Here is a 14,142-nt window from a genome sequence, read left to right as displayed (position 1 = left end):
CTCCGGTTTTCACGACGAACGGCGAGCATAACCGAAGATGAGACAAAGTGTGACAGCGCCAGCCCTCACCCTAACCCTCTCCCGGAGGGAGAGGGAACTGATCGAGGTGATCGGACAAGGTACATCGACCTGAAGTATCGAGCCGAACTCAGGTTTAAAGGCAACAAGGATCGGCTCCCTCTCCCACCGGGAGAGGGTTGGGGCGAGGGGCTTTTGATTAGAACAACACCTTCGCCACATCCGCAAAGCGCTTGGCGAAGTGCACGGTAATCCCTTCTTTCAGGTAGTCCGGCAGTTCTTCAAAACTACCCCGGTTAGGCTCTGGCAAGATCAGTTCGAAGATCTTCTGGCGCCGCGCCGCAATCACCTTCTCGCGCACGCCGCCAATCGGCAGGACATGCCCGGTCAGGGTCAGTTCGCCGGTCATGGCCACGCCTTTTTTCGGCGGCTGGTTGCGCGCCAGCGAGAGCAGGGCGCTGGCCATGGTCACGCCGGCGCTCGGGCCGTCTTTCGGCGTCGCACCTTCCGGAACGTGCAGGTGGATGAAGGCTTCGTCGAAGAACTTCACGTCGCCACCGAATTGCTTGAGGTGCGAGCTGACGTAGCTGTAGGCGATCTCGGCGGACTCCTTCATCACATCGCCCAGTTGCCCGGTGAGCTTGAAGCCACGGTTGAGGGTATGAATACGTGTGGCTTCGATCGGCAAGGTCGCGCCGCCCATGCTGGTCCACGCAAGACCGGTAATGACCCCGGTGCCGGACAACACCTGTTCGTTACGGAACACCGGCATGCCGAGGGAGGCTTCAAGGTCTTTGGGACCGAGCTTGATCACAGCTGCAGGTTCGTCGATCAGTTTCACTACGGCTTTGCGCACCAGTTTGCCCAGTTGTTTTTCCAACTGACGCACACCGGCTTCGCGGGCATAGCCGTCGATCAAGGCTTTCAGCGCGCTGTCGCTGATGCTCAGGCTGGTTTTCGATACCCCGGCTTTCTCAAGCTGTTTGGGCCACAGGTGACGCTTGGCGATGGCGACTTTTTCTTCGGTGATGTAGCCCGACAGGCGAATCACTTCCATGCGGTCGAGCAACGGGCCGGGGATCGAGTCCAGGGTATTGGCGGTGCAGACGAACAGCACTTTGGACAGGTCCAGGCGCAGGTCCAGGTAATGGTCGAGGAATTCGACGTTCTGCTCCGGGTCCAGGGTTTCCAGCAGCGCCGAGGCCGGGTCGCCCTGGTAGCTTTGGCCCATCTTGTCGATCTCGTCGAGCATGATCACCGGGTTCATCACTTCAACGTCTTTCAACGCCTGGACGAGTTTGCCTGGCAGTGCGCCGATGTACGTGCGGCGGTGGCCCTTGATCTCGGCTTCATCGCGCATGCCGCCGACGCTGAAGCGATAGAACGGTCGGCCCAGCGACTCGGCGATGGATTTGCCGACGCTGGTCTTGCCCACGCCCGGGGGGCCGACCAGCAACACGATGGAACCGGAGATTTCGCCTTTGTAGGCCCCGACCGCAAGGAACTCAAGGATCCGGTCCTTGATGTCGTCGAGCCCGGCATGGTGTTTGTCGAGCACTTTGCGTGCGTGTTTGAGGTCAAGTTTGTCTTCCCCGTAAACACCCCACGGCACCGCAGTGGCCCACTCCAGGTAGTTGCGGGTGACCGCGTATTCCGGCGAGCCGGTTTCCAGGATCGACAGTTTGTTCATTTCCTCTGCAATGCGTTTTTGCGCCTGCGGTGGCAGGACCTTGCCCACCAACCGTTGCTCGAACTGCTCGACGTCGGCGCTGCGGTCGTCCTTGGTCAGGCCCAGCTCCTGCTGGATGACCTTGAGCTGTTCCTTGAGGAAAAACTCGCGCTGGTGCTCGCCGATCTTGCGGTTCACTTCGGCGGAGATTTCTTTTTGCAAACGCGCAACTTCAACTTCCTTGCGCAGCATCGGCAGGACTTTTTCCATGCGTTTGAGCATGGGCACGCAGTCGAGCACTTCTTGCAGCTCGTTGCCTGTCGCCGAAGTGAGGGCGGCGGCGAAGTCGGTCAGCGGCGACGGGTCGTTGGGGCTGAAGCGGTTGAGGTAGTTTTTCAGCTCTTCGCTGTACAGCGGGTTGAGCGGCAACAGTTCCTTGATCGCGTTGATCAGCGCCATGCCGTAGGCCTTGACCTCGTCGGTCGGCTCGCTCGGTTGGTGCGGGTATTCGACTTCCACCAGGTACGGCGGGCGATGGTGTTTGAGCCAGGTGCGGATGCGCACGCGGGTGAGGCCCTGGGCGACGAATTGCAGCTTGCCGTTTTCCCGGCTGGCGTGATGGACCTTTACCAGCGTGCCGTAGAGCGGTAGGGCGCTGGTGTCGAAATGCCGTGGATCTTCCGGCGGCGTGTCCATGAAAAACAGGGCAAGGGAGTGGTGGTCGGACTTGCTGACCAGCTCCAGGGTTTCGGCCCAGGGTTCTTCGTTGACGATCACCGGCAACACTTGCGCCGGGAAGAACGGCCGATTGTGAATCGGGATGACGTAGACCTTGTCCGGCAGGTTCTGTCCCGGCAGGGCCAGGCCTTTGCCTTGCGAGGTGAGGGGGTCGGCGTTTTCGGGGTCGGCGTAGTCGCTCGGGTTTTCGGGGAATGCTTGCTGGTCGCTCATGGGGCACCTGCGCAATGGGGTATGGGAGTTAGATGGGGCAGGTGCGGGGTGGTTTCAATGGGGGGCGGTTGTTAGCAGGTATTTCATGGGCGGTGTTCAGGTCGGGGACAGGTGCCTGAGCTGCTACTGGCCGGACTCGGCCCTGGCCAGCAGGCTCGGCAGTTCGGGCTCTATTGCGTCGTGGGGCAGGTGCTGCAAAACGTCCTGGATGCTGGCGGCGTACATCGCTTCGATGGGCGCATCAGCCCACTCGAGTTCGCAGGCGGCGGATGCTCGAACGTTGAGGTAAGGCGAGGCCAGCAGCAGGGTTTTGAGCAACTTGATGGCGTGGGTGGAGCGTTCCGCCCCCAGCGCCTCGGCGCAGCGTGCTTGCCAGTGCTGCGGCTGGGTGGTGATGCACTGGTGCAGTTGTTCCCATTGCGCGGTGCTGAAGTTGGCCAGTACGCCTTTTGCCACGTGCTCGCAGTGGTATTCGCTCCAGGGGCTGCTTTCGCTGTCGCCGATCCAGGCGTTCAAGGTGTCCATGGGGGGGCTCCGTGATCGGCGTTTCCGATGATGCGTTCGATCATTGCCTGAGCTTCTCGCAAGCCCTGTTCAAGTGTTTGCAGGGAGTTTGCGTGGGTCTGCGCGCAGGGATAATCCCACTGCTGGTCCTGGATGATGTAGATCCGAAACGCGCCGTCGGCACAGAACTCGGGATACCAGCCGACGTCGATCAGCAGGTTTTGCGGATACTGGACCTGAAGCAGGTCTTCTTTCAATGAGTCGAGCTGATCGTGCACGTCGACATTGTCGAGGGTCGACAGGTCATTGAATGTGACTGTGCCGTGCAGGTAACCGAGGTCAATCATGTGGGCGCCGATGCTTTGAACGCTGGGGGGATGCAGTGTAATCAGGTTTGCTTGCGATAAGCCGGCCAATCTCTTTCAGATGTACATATCCGTTTCTGCGGTCGTGGCCACTTAGGGTTTCGCCCTTACGGCGACTCACTTTTTTTACAAGCGCCAAAAAAAAGTAAGCAAAAAAACGCCCGCCCCAAGCGTACGGCACCTCGCCAAGGCTCGGCGTTCCCTCGCGAAGGGGCGGGTGGATCAAAGTCAAAGCACGGCGACCTGCCGGTCGGCCTGAGTGGTTGGGGCGCGCATGACTTTAGATCAATCTGCGATCCACAAAAAAGGCGACTACCTCACGGTAGTCGCCTTTGTCTTTACTGCCGCTAACGCTTATTCCGACAGTTTGTAAGCGATCACATAGTCGCCCATTTTGGTGCCCAGGGAGCCGTGGCCACCGACGACGAGCAAGACGTACTGTTTGCCGTCCTTGCCGGTGTAGGTCATCGGCGTAGCCTGGCCGCCAGCCGGCAGGCGCGATTTCCAGAGTTCCTTGCCGGTGTTCACGTCATAGGCGCGCAGGTATTGGTCCAGCGTGCCGCTGAGGAAGCCGACGCCGCCGGCCGTGACGATCGAGCCACCCATGCTGGGTACGCCGATGGGCAGGCCGATCGGAATCGGCGAGCTGTCGCGGCTGGTGCCGTTCTTGCGTTTCCAGACCACTTTGTTGGTGGTCAGGTCGATACCGGCCACATAGCCCCAGGCCGGTGCCTGGCAAGGTACACCGAGCGGCGACATGAATGGGTGCATGGTCACCGCGTACGGTGCGCCTTTGTTGGGTTGTATGCCGGCCGTCTCGCTCTCGCGCTTGCTGTCCGCAGCCACTTCGGACTGAGGGATCATTTTGGAAACGAACGCCATGTAGTTCGGGCTGGTGAACAGCATCTGGCGAACCGGGTCGACCGACACGCCGCCCCAGTTGAAGACACCGACGTTACCCGGATAGATCAGGCTGCCCTGGAGCGACGGCGGGGTGTACTGGCCTTCGTAACGCAGCTCCTTGAACTGGATGCGGCACAGCATCTGGTCGAACGGGCTTGCGCCCCACATGGCTTTCTCGTTCAGCTCCGGCGCCAGCAGGTTCAGGTCCGAACGGGCCTGGGTCGGGGCGGTGTGATCGCCCGGGACCGCGCCTTGTGGCACCGGGATTTCGCGGATCGGCACGATCGGTGTGCCGTCGCGACGGTCGAGCACATACAGGCTGCCCTGCTTGGTTGGTGCGATCAGCGCAGGCTTGATGCCGTCGGCGGTTTTCAGGTCGAGCAGGGTTGGCTGGCTGCCGACGTCCATGTCCCACAGGTCATGGTGAGTGAACTGGTAGTTCCAGCGCACCTTGCCGGTGGCCAGGTCCAGCGCAACCATGCCGGCGCTGAATTTCTCGGCGCCCGGCGTGCGGTCACCACCCCATTGGTCAGGCGTCTGGTTGCCCAGTGGCAGGTACACCATGCCCAGTTTTTCGTCGACACTGGCCAGTGACCACATGTTCGCCGAATTGCGGCTGTAGATCTGGCCGGGTGCCAGCGGTTCGGTGGCGTCCGGGTTGTTGCTGTCCCAGTTCCAGACCAGGTGACCATCGCGCACGTCGAAGGCGCGGATCACGCCGGACGGCTCGTTGGTCGACTCGTTGTCGGTGACGTGACCGCCCATGATCACCAGATCGCGGGTAATCGCGGCGGGCGAGGTGGAGTAGTAACCGCCCGGGGTGAACGGGCCGATACCCTGGGTCAGGTCAACCACGCCTTGATTGCCGAAGCCTTCGCAGATTTTGCCGGTGTCGGCGTTCAGGGCGATCAGGCGTGCATCGGCGGTCGGCAGGTACAGGCGACGCGGGCAGGCCTGGGCCACGGCTTTTCCTGCTTCGGAGACGGCGGCGGCCGAGGCATTGTCAGCCTTGGCGTAAGCGTTCTCGTCGTAGTAGGAAACGCCACGGCAGGTCATGTGGGCGAAGCCCTTGAAGCCTACCGGGCTTTTGATCTGCGGGTCGAAACGCCAGAGTTCCTTGCCGGTGTCCGGGTCCAGCGCCAGCACTTTGCTGTGGGCGGTGCAGGCATAGAGCATGCCGTTGGCCTTCAGCGGGGTGTTTTCGTTGGTCAGCTCCACCGGGTCGCCAGCAGTCGGCAGGTCACCGGTGCGGATGCGCCAGGCTTCTTGCAGTTTGCCGACGTTGGCCGGGGTGATCTGCTTCAGCGGCGAGTAGCGGTCGCCGAATTCGCTGCGGCCATACGCCTGCCAGTCGCCTTCGGGCATTTGTGGCGCGGTGCTGGTCATGTCGGCGCTGTCACGACCCAACTCGCCGAGGACTTCGCCAGGGTGGGTGAACTGGCTGGCAATGGCTGTCGCGCCCGCCAGTACCACGGCCACGCCAAGCGCGCCGGTGGCCATCGGTGCAGCGCCATCGCGCAGCAACGGACGGCGGAACCACGGCAGCAGCATGACCACGCCAAGGGCGAACCACAGCGACAGGCGCGGCACCAGTTGCCACCAGTCGAGGCCGATTTCCCACAGCGACCACACGGTACTGGCGAACAGCACCAGTGCGTACACGCCCAGCGCCGCACGCCGGGCTGCCAGCAGCAGGACCCCGGTCAGCAGCAGGCCGATACCGGCCAGCAGGTAGTACAGCGAGCCGCCGAGCATGCTCAGCTTGATCCCCCCGGCCAGCAAGGCCAGGCCCATTAGCAGAAGCACGATACCGAGCAGGCTCGGCAGCAGACGGCTTCGACTCAAAGCACCATCAGTGCTCATAGTGTGGTTCTCCGTGACGTTTTAAGTAGTCCCGCGCCTGTTCACTGTAGATGACGATCAGGCATGGGCAGGGTTCAGTTGGAAAAGTGAAACTTGGTTAGAGACTGTTTGGTTCATGCAATCCCTGTGGGAGCGGGCTTGCTCGCAAAGGGGCCGTCAGCTTCGACATCAACGTGACTGACCCACCGTCTTCGCGAGCAAGCCCGCTCCCACAGGTTTTTTGTGTTGTTGGTCAGAACGACGACTGGATTTTGATCCCGCCGATCAGCGCGTCATCGACCTTGTCTACGCCGCCCGGATGGCGGATGTATTGCAGGTTCGGGCGCACGGTCAGCCAGTCGGTCAGGTGCACGCCGTAATAGAGTTCGGCGCTGTATTCGGTGTCTTGCGGCGGCAGGTAGGTCGGGTTGTCGTAATCGAAGACCGCGTGCGCCTGGTTGGCAGCCTCGGCGTTCTTGCGATAGGCCGGGTTGACGTGAACCCGGGCCATGGCGAAACCGATGTCGTCCTTGGCGCGGGCGTCAAACAGGCCCTTGTAGACGACGCCCGCCTGGACGTAGTTGTCGACGGCGTTGGTTTTCTTGTCGTGCATCGTGCCGTTGGCGAACACGCTCAGGCCGCGCGAATGGTCGCTGGCACGGCTGGTCAACTGTTGCTGTACGCCCAGCCACACGCCGTGCTTGCTTGAGGCGCTGCGGTAGGCTTCGCCGCTGAGGGCGGCCGGTTGACCGTTGCGGTCCTTGTAAACATCGGTGGCGCTGGCGTTGCTGTAGTAGTAACCGGCGCGGTATTCGCCTGGCAGGCCGTTGAGTTTAGGTGTCCACACCAGTTCCACCGGCAGGACGGCGCCCTGGGTGCCGCTGCCGCTGAGCTTGAAGCCGTTGTCGCGGTCCAGGTTCGACGGGTTTTGCTCGTAGGCACCGATCTGGGCGTAGAGCTCGGGGGTCAGGTGATACTTGACCCGCAGCGCCCACTGGCTAACGGGCCAGTTGTACCAGATGCCACCGGCCCAGTTACCGACCTGGGAGCCGCAGAACGCCAGGTTCTGGAAGTCGCAAGGGAAGCTGTTGAAGTCTTCGCCTTCGCCGAATCGACCGACCTTGATGTCGAGTGTCTGGTCGAAGAATTTCTGCTGATACCACATCTGCGTCAGCCGGGTGGTCTGGCCACGGCCCCAGACTTCCTGGGCCGAGGTGAAGCCCGGTGCACGCGGGTCATTGATCCGGTCGTTGCTGATGTTGTTGCCGTTGCGCCTGGTAATGGTCAGCTGGAATTCAGCGTCGTCCCAACCGAGGATCTTCTGCAAGTCCAGGTGCGTACCGAAGCCGAACTGGTCGCTGTAGCGCGCCGTGCGGTCGTGGTCGTAGCCACCGTGCAGGTTGCTGCCCATTTCACCGGTGTAATCGACTTTGAAGTCGTAGCCTTTTTCCGAAAGTTCGGTGCGCGTGCCGTTCCAGTCACCGAGCATCCACGGTGAATCGCTGTCGAAGGCCGGCGCGGCCTGAACGCAGGTGGCGAGGCCAAAAGCGCTGACGCTGACAAGCAGGTTCAGGGATGTGGCGCGAGAGCGCGTGCGTCGGACAGCGCTGTCTTTGAATGTCTGGAAGTCGGGCATGGAGGCAGTCTTAGATCTTTTCTGGGGATGGACACGAATACCGGGCGCGCACCCGAATGCTGCAGCGGGTGCATGGACCGTTGATTTCAAGGAAGAAGGTGAAACGGTTCAGCGTGAAGGCCGCAAGGATAAAGCGCTGCCTCTGGGAGAGAAAGCGCTTTTATTGACATGGATCATTTCTGATTTGGTAACAGTCAGTTCGGATCAGGCCGATCAGTGCTGCGGCGGTATCAGCAGCCCCAGTTGAGTGTGGAGGGCAGCCAGTGCGTCGTGACGGCTGAAGTCCTCTGCAATCGCTTGGGCGTTTGCCTTGAACGACGGGGTTCGCAGGGCTTTTTCGACCGCTTCGCTGATCGCCTGTTCTGTCGGATAGCTGGTGCCCAGGTTGATCCCGCAGCGTGCCCAGACCACTCGCGCCGCCGTTTCGGCCTTGTCTTCACCGGTGCCGGCAACGATCACCGGAACGCCATGGCTGAGGGCGCCATTGATGGCGCCGAAGCCGCCGTTGGTGATGAACACACTCGCCTCGGGCAGCACGTCGACATAGGAAACGAAGTCGATGATGCGGGCGTTTTGTGGTGCCACCGCGTCGGTTTCCCGCCCCCCTGTGAGGGCCAGCACCTTGACCGGCAGGTCGGCCAGGGCGCGCAGGGTTGGCAACAGCAACTGGTTCAGGTCGGCATTGGCCAGGGTGCCCTGAGTCACCACCACCAAGGGTCGTTCGTCACCGGGAAACAGTTCGGCGACGCTCTGGCCATTCGGGTGTTTGACGTTCAGCGGGCCGACAAACTGCACCGTCGCGGGCAGTTCGGCGCGGGCGTAGTCGAAAGCCTGAGTCGAGAGTTGCAGGAAGCGGTCAACGTTGAGAATCAGGCTGTCGGTCACCGCCGATTGCAACGGTGGATGCCCGTGGGCGCCGAGTGTGGCGTTGAAGTACGCCTGCACCTCGTCAATCAATTGTTGAGTGGACGGCTCGACCAGCGTGCTTCGGCTCAGGTCGTCGGGCAGTACGGCAGGCGGAATCCGTGGGCCGTAGAAAATCGAGTCGCGTGAGGACAGGGTCAGCGGTGTCACGCCGATGCAGGCCACTTTGGGGCGCTGATCCTTGGGCCCCAGCAGTAACGGCAGCGCTCCGTAGAAGGTGTTTTCGATCAGCACAACGTCGGGGGCCTGTTGCGAAATCAACCGCCGCAGGTCCTGATCCTGAAACGGCATGGCGTCGGCGAAGAAGTTTTTTAGCGCCAGGGCCATTTGCGCAGGCCCTGGCGGCAACGTGGCGCGCAGCGGGAAGTGGCTTTCGAGGTGGCGGTAATCGAAGTCGATACGCTCCTCGAAAGGCTGGAACTGCGCGCCGGTTTTTTCCACGTCCTGGCGAAACAGCTTGCCGCTGAGCACGGTCACGGCATGACCGTGGCGGACCAGGTGTTCGGCGATTTTCAGCAGCGGGAAGACATGCCCCGGCGTCGCGGTGGAGGCAATCAGAATACGTGCCATGGGAAGTCCTTATCCTTGAACTGCGGTGGGCAGACCGTCGCCGGCATGGGCCAGCGCGGTGTTGTGGCACACGGGCGAGCCGTGGATGTGCACGCGCTGCAAGTGCCGTGCAGAGCGGGCGGTGAAGGCTTCGCGGCCATGCAGCAGGGAGAAGTTGTCGGCGATCACCACGTCGTTTGGCTGCCAGGTGTGAGCGTAGAAGAAACGCGGGTCGTGCAGGCGCTGGTGCAGGTCCTGTTCGAAGGCTTCAACCTGCTCGGGCGCCAGGCCGTGGTACTCCAGCGCGTGACGGTTGAGGAAGCGTTTGTCCTTTTCCGCCGGCTCGTTGTAGCGCAGCACCCACTGCCCGTCACGCGGGTCGGCCACCAGCAGCGGCGAGCAGACCTCGCCGCCGTAGTGCACGACTTTCTGGATGCGGTAAGTCACTCGCACGGTTTTCCACCGCTCCAGAACGGCGGGCGGAACGTTGGCGAGCAGGGCGCGGGTGTTGAGGAACGTGGTGCAACCGCCCTCGTTTTCAGCGGGGGCATGCAGGCAGTTGAACAGCTGGAACTCGGGAATGGTCGGCTTGTACATGCCGTCCCAATGCAAGGGCACGCCACTGTGGTCGAAGATGTGGTCGGTGGCGTCGTGGTGTTCGCGCACATCCAGTACGGCACCGAACGGCCACATTTTGATTTCGCCCCACTGCTGGGCGTAGCGGGTCAGCGACGGTGAGTCGCTGAAGGTCGGCGCAAAGCCGCGCAGGATCAGCAAGTGATGCTCGCGGGCCAGCGCTCGCAGCTCGCTGACCGGCAGTTGCTCGACGGTCTGGCCGCTGAACGCCGGGCCGATGAGCAGGCCGAAAGGCTGATGGGGTGTGATGTGAAAACGCGTGTGTGGGTTCATGGTGATTCACCGATGTGGAGGCTGGGAGAACGTGGCCCTCAGGCCACTTCGGCGCGCGGCTGGGTGGTGACCTGGTAGTGGCTGTGAGCGCCATCGATCCACACCGGCTCGGCGTTGATTTCCAGGGCTTCGGCCTTCTTCATCAGCACGAAGCTGCCATCGATGTCGACGGCGGTGCCGTGCCATGGCGTCAACCAGTCGTCCTTGGTCGGCAGCATGTGGATGCCCATCTTCAGGCTCGACGCCGGTTGCGGGTGGATCGACAGCCGAATCGCGTCGGGAAAGCACCGGGCCAGCAGATTGCCCCAGGCCCAACTGCTCTGGATCACCCCGTAGGCGCGTTGCCGGGCGTCGCGTTGCAGCGCAGTCTTGGAACCCTGGTAGTCCGGCAGCAAACCGTCTTCAAACAGGAAACGGGTGATGGCGCGGTACAACCGGGTGCCGTCCTCGTCGCTGATCAGTTGATCGCGGATGGCGTCCAGCGGGTCGGCATAGCCCTTGATCAGCGTGTCGCGCAGGGCGTCGTAGTTGCCGATCAGTGCCGAGAACTCCTGAATGTCACCCAGGTTCAGCACCGCCAGGTGTTGCAGGTTTTCATCGCGGATCAACGCCTTGATCTGGTCCTGATAGACGTTGATGGTGGCATCGGAAACGCCGATCAGGTCGGAAAACACGTGGCCGTCGGAACAGATCGTCAGCCGTGCGCCGGGGGCGTAATGCTGCTGGATGGTGCGGCAGACCTCATTGAGGAAGGTCAGCGAGAGTTTCTCGGCCATGTCCGGCACTTCGCCCAGCACTTTGTTGGGGTTCGGCGATTTGGCCGGGAACGCCGGCAGCACAAACTCGATCGGCCGGTTCTGGGCCACGAAGGCTTCGATGCGCGGCAATTGGGTTTGCCGCACCAATCGGTTTTCTGCGCTAAGGTCTTGGTCGGCCGCTGAAAAGCGTCGGCGGTATTGCAGGATTTCGTCGAGGATGACTGAAGCGGTGGATTGGCTAGGGATTCCGTGCACGAAAAGGCTCCATCTGTTGTAGGAAACAAGAGGGCGCCAGCGTGAAGGGGGCGAAAGGGCCACGTGCGGTACATATGTATAGGTTTCAGTTTTTTTGTGTGCGCAGCCGGAGTGTCACGAACAGCGACGCAACGCCTGGAACTCTCCTACAGTTAAGCTCGCATCTGACGAACGCCATTGCGCAAGGTCCTTCCACCGGACGACCCCCTCGGCTAAGGTGCGCGGCTTCCTTTTCCTACTTCGCTCAAAGGCCTGGCATGACCGAACAGAACACCAACCCGCTGCACGGCGTAACGCTGGAACAGATCCTCACGGCGCTGGTTCAACACTACGAGTGGTCGGGGCTTGCCGAGCGGATCGACATTCGTTGCTTCAAGAGTGACCCCAGCATCAAGTCCAGCCTGACGTTCCTGCGTAAAACGCCATGGGCGCGGGAGAAGGTCGAACGTCTCTACGTGAAGCTGATGCGTACCAAGCGTCCGCTTTAAGGAGCCGCGATGCACGCCGAGCCGGTTGCCCGATCACGGGGGATGCGCGCTTCCATTCGCGTGGCGGCGGTGCTGGGCTGGGTCGGGTTGAGCATTCAGCTGTACCTGATTTTGTACGGGCGCTGGAGCGTCGGGGCGAGTTTGCTCGGCGGGCTGGTGAGTTTTTTCAGTTTTTTCACCGTGTTGACCAACACCTTGGTGGCGGTGGTGCTGACCTGTGAGCTGACAACCCGGGAGTCGGCGGCGCGACGCTGGTTTTTGCAGCCATCGGTCAGCAGCGCGATTGCCGTAAGTATCGCCGTGGTTGGGCTCGCGTACAGCCTGTTATTGCGCCATCTATGGCATCCCGAAGGCTGGCAGTTACTCGCCGACGAATTGCTGCACGACGTGATGCCGCTGCTGTTTCTGCTCTATTGGTGGCTCTGCGTACCCAAGGGCAGCTTGCGCCTGAGGCATGTCGGTTGCTGGGTGATTTATCCGCTGGTGTATTTCGCCTATGCGTTGCTGCGCGGGCACCTGATGGGGGTGTATCAATACCCGTTCATCAATGTCGAGAAACTCGGTTACCCCCAGGTGTTCCTCAACGCTGGGGGGATCTTGCTTGGGTTTGTGGTGATTGCGCTGTGGGTGGTCGCACTGGATCGGTGGCGCGGACGTCTTGGCAAAGGTATGGATGTGTAGTGTTTGTGGCATCGCCTTCGCGAGTAAACCCGCTCCCACATTAATTCATCAGTGAACACAGCGTTTGTGAACACCATCGATCAAGTGTGGGAGCGGGCTTGCTCGCGAAGAGGCCCGCAAGGTGGTTACTCCTCGTCGCTGTCGTCCAGTTTCCAGTAGCCCACGGCTTTCACAAAGTCCTGGTTCAAGCCTTTCTCATCGAGCAACACCCGCCGAATCTGCCGTGAGACTTTGCTCTCGGTCGCCACCCAGGCGTACAGGGCGCCACCGGGCACCTGCGCGTGCTGCACCGTGCTCAGCAGGGTGTTTTTGCTGTCGTCACGCAGGACCCAGATCACCTCCACCTGCGCGGCGCTTTCCAGCACCTGCTGTTCGGCACCGTTGGCCACTTCGATGATCACCAGCGCTCGCCGATTGGCGGCCAGGCCTTCGAGACGGCGGGCGATGGCCGGGATAGCGGTTTCGTCGCCGATCAGCCAATAGCTGTCGAAGACATCCGGCACCACCATCGAACCCCGTGGCCCGGCGATGTGCAGGTGTTGACCGGGTTTGGCCTGTTCGGCCCAGGTCGAGGCAGGGCCATCGCCGTGCAGCACGAAGTCAATGTCCAGCTCCAGGGTGTTCAGGTCGTAGCGGCGCGGGGTGTAGTCGCGCATGGCGGGCATCGGGCCATTGTTCTTGCCGGCACCGATCACCAGGGTTTCCAGCGCGGCCTGTTCTTCGGCGGTCTGCGGGAACAGCAACTTCACATGGTCGTCGGTGCCCTCGCTGACAAACCCGGCCAGTTGCGGCCCGCCGAGGGTGATGCGGCGCATGCGCGGGGTCAGGTCGACCACGCGCAGCACTTCCAGGCACCGGCGTTTGATTTCGTGGCTGACGCGGTGGATGGTTTGCACGTTCACTGAATTCATTCGGCGTTCTCCTGTGCCGCGAGTGGGGTGGGGCCATCGACAATGGCCTTGGCGGTGTTGTTGAGCAGGTCGCGTACCCGAAGAATCTCTTCGGCGCTCCAGCGACCGTGGTGCATTTGCAGGGCGTGACGCAGGTTGTGCACCGCCTCGTGGATTTCGGCGGGGCGGTCGTGGCCGCGCAACGAACGCTTGCTGACCTCGATGCGCATACGCACACCGTCCAGGGCAATCGCCTGGTCTGTTAAAGACAGACGTCCGGCGTCGGTGATGCTGTAGCGTTTTTTTCCGCCATCGGCGTCGCCCAGAATCATTTCGCTTTCTTCCAGGAACGTCAGGGTCGGGTAGATCACTCCGGGGCTGGGGCTGTAGGCGCCGTCGAACATGCTTTCGATCTGGCGGATCAGGTCATAGCCGTGGCACGGCTGCTCGGCGATCAGGGCCAGCAGCAGCAATTTCAGGTCGCCGGGGGCGAATACCCGAGGGCCGCGACCACCGCGTTCACGGCCGGGGCCAGGGCGTTTTTCGAAGCCATCGCGGCTGTCGGCGTGTTCGCGGTGGACATGATGGTCTCTCATTTTTAAGTGCTCTCGTCGTGTTTAGATACAACTTAAGATATATCTTTACGAGAAATCAAGGCCTGGGGACCAACGGTCGGACGCAGGAGCCGAGCAAAGGGGCGTGCCGCTCCCGGACACATGCCCGGGCGTTTTTCCTATCGATTATTTGCGGGTTTTAAATCAGGTGCATGTTTGAAAATTAGTGTTAACTCTCTAATAGTG

At 61.5% G+C, this 14,142-nt stretch carries 13 protein-coding genes; 3 read left to right on the top strand and 10 right to left on the bottom strand.

From position 1 onward, the window contains the following. Window positions 1–217: 217 nt before the first annotated feature. The 5 genes from lon to AC1Z1G_RS21365 all read right to left on the bottom strand — a co-directional run bounded on the left by lon (window position 218) and on the right by AC1Z1G_RS21365 (window position 7,888). The gene (gene lon / locus AC1Z1G_RS21385; RefSeq protein WP_483622356.1) at window positions 218–2,638 is read right to left on the bottom strand and encodes an endopeptidase La; all 2,421 of its coding nucleotides are present in this window, start codon (window positions 2,636–2,638) and stop codon (window positions 218–220) included. 123 nt (window positions 2,639–2,761) lie between these two features. After that, on the bottom strand, window positions 2,762–3,163 hold the full coding sequence (locus AC1Z1G_RS21380) for a HEAT repeat domain-containing protein (RefSeq protein ID WP_483622355.1): 402 nt from the start codon (window positions 3,161–3,163) through the stop codon (window positions 2,762–2,764). Further along, window positions 3,151–3,489: a hypothetical protein gene (locus AC1Z1G_RS21375; RefSeq protein WP_483622354.1), complete on the bottom strand. Its 339-nt coding sequence runs from the start codon at window positions 3,487–3,489 to the stop codon at window positions 3,151–3,153. The genes AC1Z1G_RS21380 and AC1Z1G_RS21375 overlap by 13 nt, the downstream gene beginning before the upstream one ends. A gap of 372 nt (window positions 3,490–3,861) precedes the next feature. Continuing rightward, complete coding sequence (locus AC1Z1G_RS21370) at window positions 3,862–6,273, bottom strand: glucose/quinate/shikimate family membrane-bound PQQ-dependent dehydrogenase (RefSeq protein ID WP_483622353.1); 2,412 nt, start codon at window positions 6,271–6,273, stop codon at window positions 3,862–3,864. Between the two features lie 232 nt (window positions 6,274–6,505). Next, the gene (locus AC1Z1G_RS21365) at window positions 6,506–7,888 is read right to left on the bottom strand and encodes a carbohydrate porin (RefSeq protein ID WP_483622352.1); all 1,383 of its coding nucleotides are present in this window, start codon (window positions 7,886–7,888) and stop codon (window positions 6,506–6,508) included. Between AC1Z1G_RS21365 and AC1Z1G_RS21360 the strand changes: the two genes are divergently transcribed. Further along, window positions 7,887–8,135 (top strand): hypothetical protein, encoded by a 249-nt coding sequence (locus AC1Z1G_RS21360; RefSeq protein WP_483622351.1) that lies wholly within the window; start codon window positions 7,887–7,889, stop codon window positions 8,133–8,135. The genes AC1Z1G_RS21365 and AC1Z1G_RS21360 overlap by 2 nt on opposite strands. Here AC1Z1G_RS21360 and AC1Z1G_RS21355 read toward each other — a convergent pair. From AC1Z1G_RS21355 to AC1Z1G_RS21345, 3 genes are read right to left on the bottom strand one after another with little or no spacing between them, the layout of a single operon-like run. Then, a complete protein-coding gene (locus AC1Z1G_RS21355) occupies window positions 8,102–9,382 on the bottom strand; it encodes a glycosyltransferase (RefSeq protein WP_483622350.1) in 1,281 nt (426 codons plus the stop codon). The genes AC1Z1G_RS21360 and AC1Z1G_RS21355 overlap by 34 nt on opposite strands. 9 nt (window positions 9,383–9,391) lie before the next feature. After that, the gene (locus tag AC1Z1G_RS21350) at window positions 9,392–10,270 is read right to left on the bottom strand and encodes a TauD/TfdA dioxygenase family protein (RefSeq protein ID WP_483622349.1); all 879 of its coding nucleotides are present in this window, start codon (window positions 10,268–10,270) and stop codon (window positions 9,392–9,394) included. Window positions 10,271–10,308: 38 nt separating this feature from the next. Then, the gene (locus tag AC1Z1G_RS21345) at window positions 10,309–11,283 is read right to left on the bottom strand and encodes an L-tyrosine/L-tryptophan isonitrile synthase family protein (RefSeq protein WP_483622348.1); all 975 of its coding nucleotides are present in this window, start codon (window positions 11,281–11,283) and stop codon (window positions 10,309–10,311) included. A 257-nt stretch (window positions 11,284–11,540) separates the two neighbouring features. Here AC1Z1G_RS21345 and AC1Z1G_RS21340 point away from each other — a divergent pair, with 257 nt between their 5' ends. Beyond that, entirely contained in the window at window positions 11,541–11,771 is a 231-nt protein-coding gene (locus tag AC1Z1G_RS21340) for a VF530 family protein (RefSeq protein WP_483622347.1), read from the top strand. Window positions 11,772–11,780: 9 nt separating this feature from the next. After that, window positions 11,781–12,452 carry a Pr6Pr family membrane protein gene (locus tag AC1Z1G_RS21335; RefSeq protein ID WP_483622346.1) on the top strand — a complete coding sequence of 224 codons (672 nt, stop codon included), beginning with the start codon at window positions 11,781–11,783 and terminating at the stop codon, window positions 12,450–12,452. Window positions 12,453–12,577: 125 nt separating this feature from the next. Here the strand turns inward: AC1Z1G_RS21335 and AC1Z1G_RS21330 are convergent, their stop codons facing one another. Further along, on the bottom strand, window positions 12,578–13,363 hold the full coding sequence (locus AC1Z1G_RS21330; RefSeq protein WP_483622345.1) for a siderophore-interacting protein: 786 nt from the start codon (window positions 13,361–13,363) through the stop codon (window positions 12,578–12,580). Continuing rightward, the gene (locus AC1Z1G_RS21325) at window positions 13,360–13,938 is read right to left on the bottom strand and encodes a PadR family transcriptional regulator (protein ID WP_483622344.1); all 579 of its coding nucleotides are present in this window, start codon (window positions 13,936–13,938) and stop codon (window positions 13,360–13,362) included. Before AC1Z1G_RS21325 ends, AC1Z1G_RS21330 begins: the two co-directional genes overlap by 4 nt. Window positions 13,939–14,142: the final 204 nt, after the last annotated feature.

The organism is Pseudomonas sp. JL27(2026), from assembly GCF_056933555.1.
This window is presented reverse-complemented; position numbering and strand designations above follow the sequence as displayed.

Excerpts from the sequence above, each read along its gene's own strand:
- AC1Z1G_RS21325 (WP_483622344.1), bottom strand. The coding sequence starts at position 13,938 with ATGAGAGACCATCATGTCCACCGCGAACACGCCGACAGCCGCGATGGC.
- lon (WP_483622356.1), bottom strand. The coding sequence starts at position 2,638 with ATGAGCGACCAGCAAGCATTCCCCGAAAACCCGAGCGACTACGCCGAC.
- AC1Z1G_RS21375 (WP_483622354.1), bottom strand. The coding sequence starts at position 3,489 with ATGATTGACCTCGGTTACCTGCACGGCACAGTCACATTCAATGACCTG.
- AC1Z1G_RS21365 (WP_483622352.1), bottom strand. The coding sequence starts at position 7,888 with ATGCCCGACTTCCAGACATTCAAAGACAGCGCTGTCCGACGCACGCGC.
- AC1Z1G_RS21360 (WP_483622351.1), top strand. The coding sequence starts at position 7,887 with ATGGAGGCAGTCTTAGATCTTTTCTGGGGATGGACACGAATACCGGGC.
- AC1Z1G_RS21340 (WP_483622347.1), top strand. The coding sequence starts at position 11,541 with ATGACCGAACAGAACACCAACCCGCTGCACGGCGTAACGCTGGAACAG.
- AC1Z1G_RS21370 (WP_483622353.1), bottom strand. The coding sequence starts at position 6,273 with ATGAGCACTGATGGTGCTTTGAGTCGAAGCCGTCTGCTGCCGAGCCTG.
- AC1Z1G_RS21335 (WP_483622346.1), top strand. The coding sequence starts at position 11,781 with ATGCACGCCGAGCCGGTTGCCCGATCACGGGGGATGCGCGCTTCCATT.
- AC1Z1G_RS21330 (WP_483622345.1), bottom strand. The coding sequence starts at position 13,363 with ATGAATTCAGTGAACGTGCAAACCATCCACCGCGTCAGCCACGAAATC.
- AC1Z1G_RS21380 (WP_483622355.1), bottom strand. The coding sequence starts at position 3,163 with ATGGACACCTTGAACGCCTGGATCGGCGACAGCGAAAGCAGCCCCTGG.
- AC1Z1G_RS21350 (WP_483622349.1), bottom strand. The coding sequence starts at position 10,270 with ATGAACCCACACACGCGTTTTCACATCACACCCCATCAGCCTTTCGGC.
- AC1Z1G_RS21355 (WP_483622350.1), bottom strand. The coding sequence starts at position 9,382 with ATGGCACGTATTCTGATTGCCTCCACCGCGACGCCGGGGCATGTCTTC.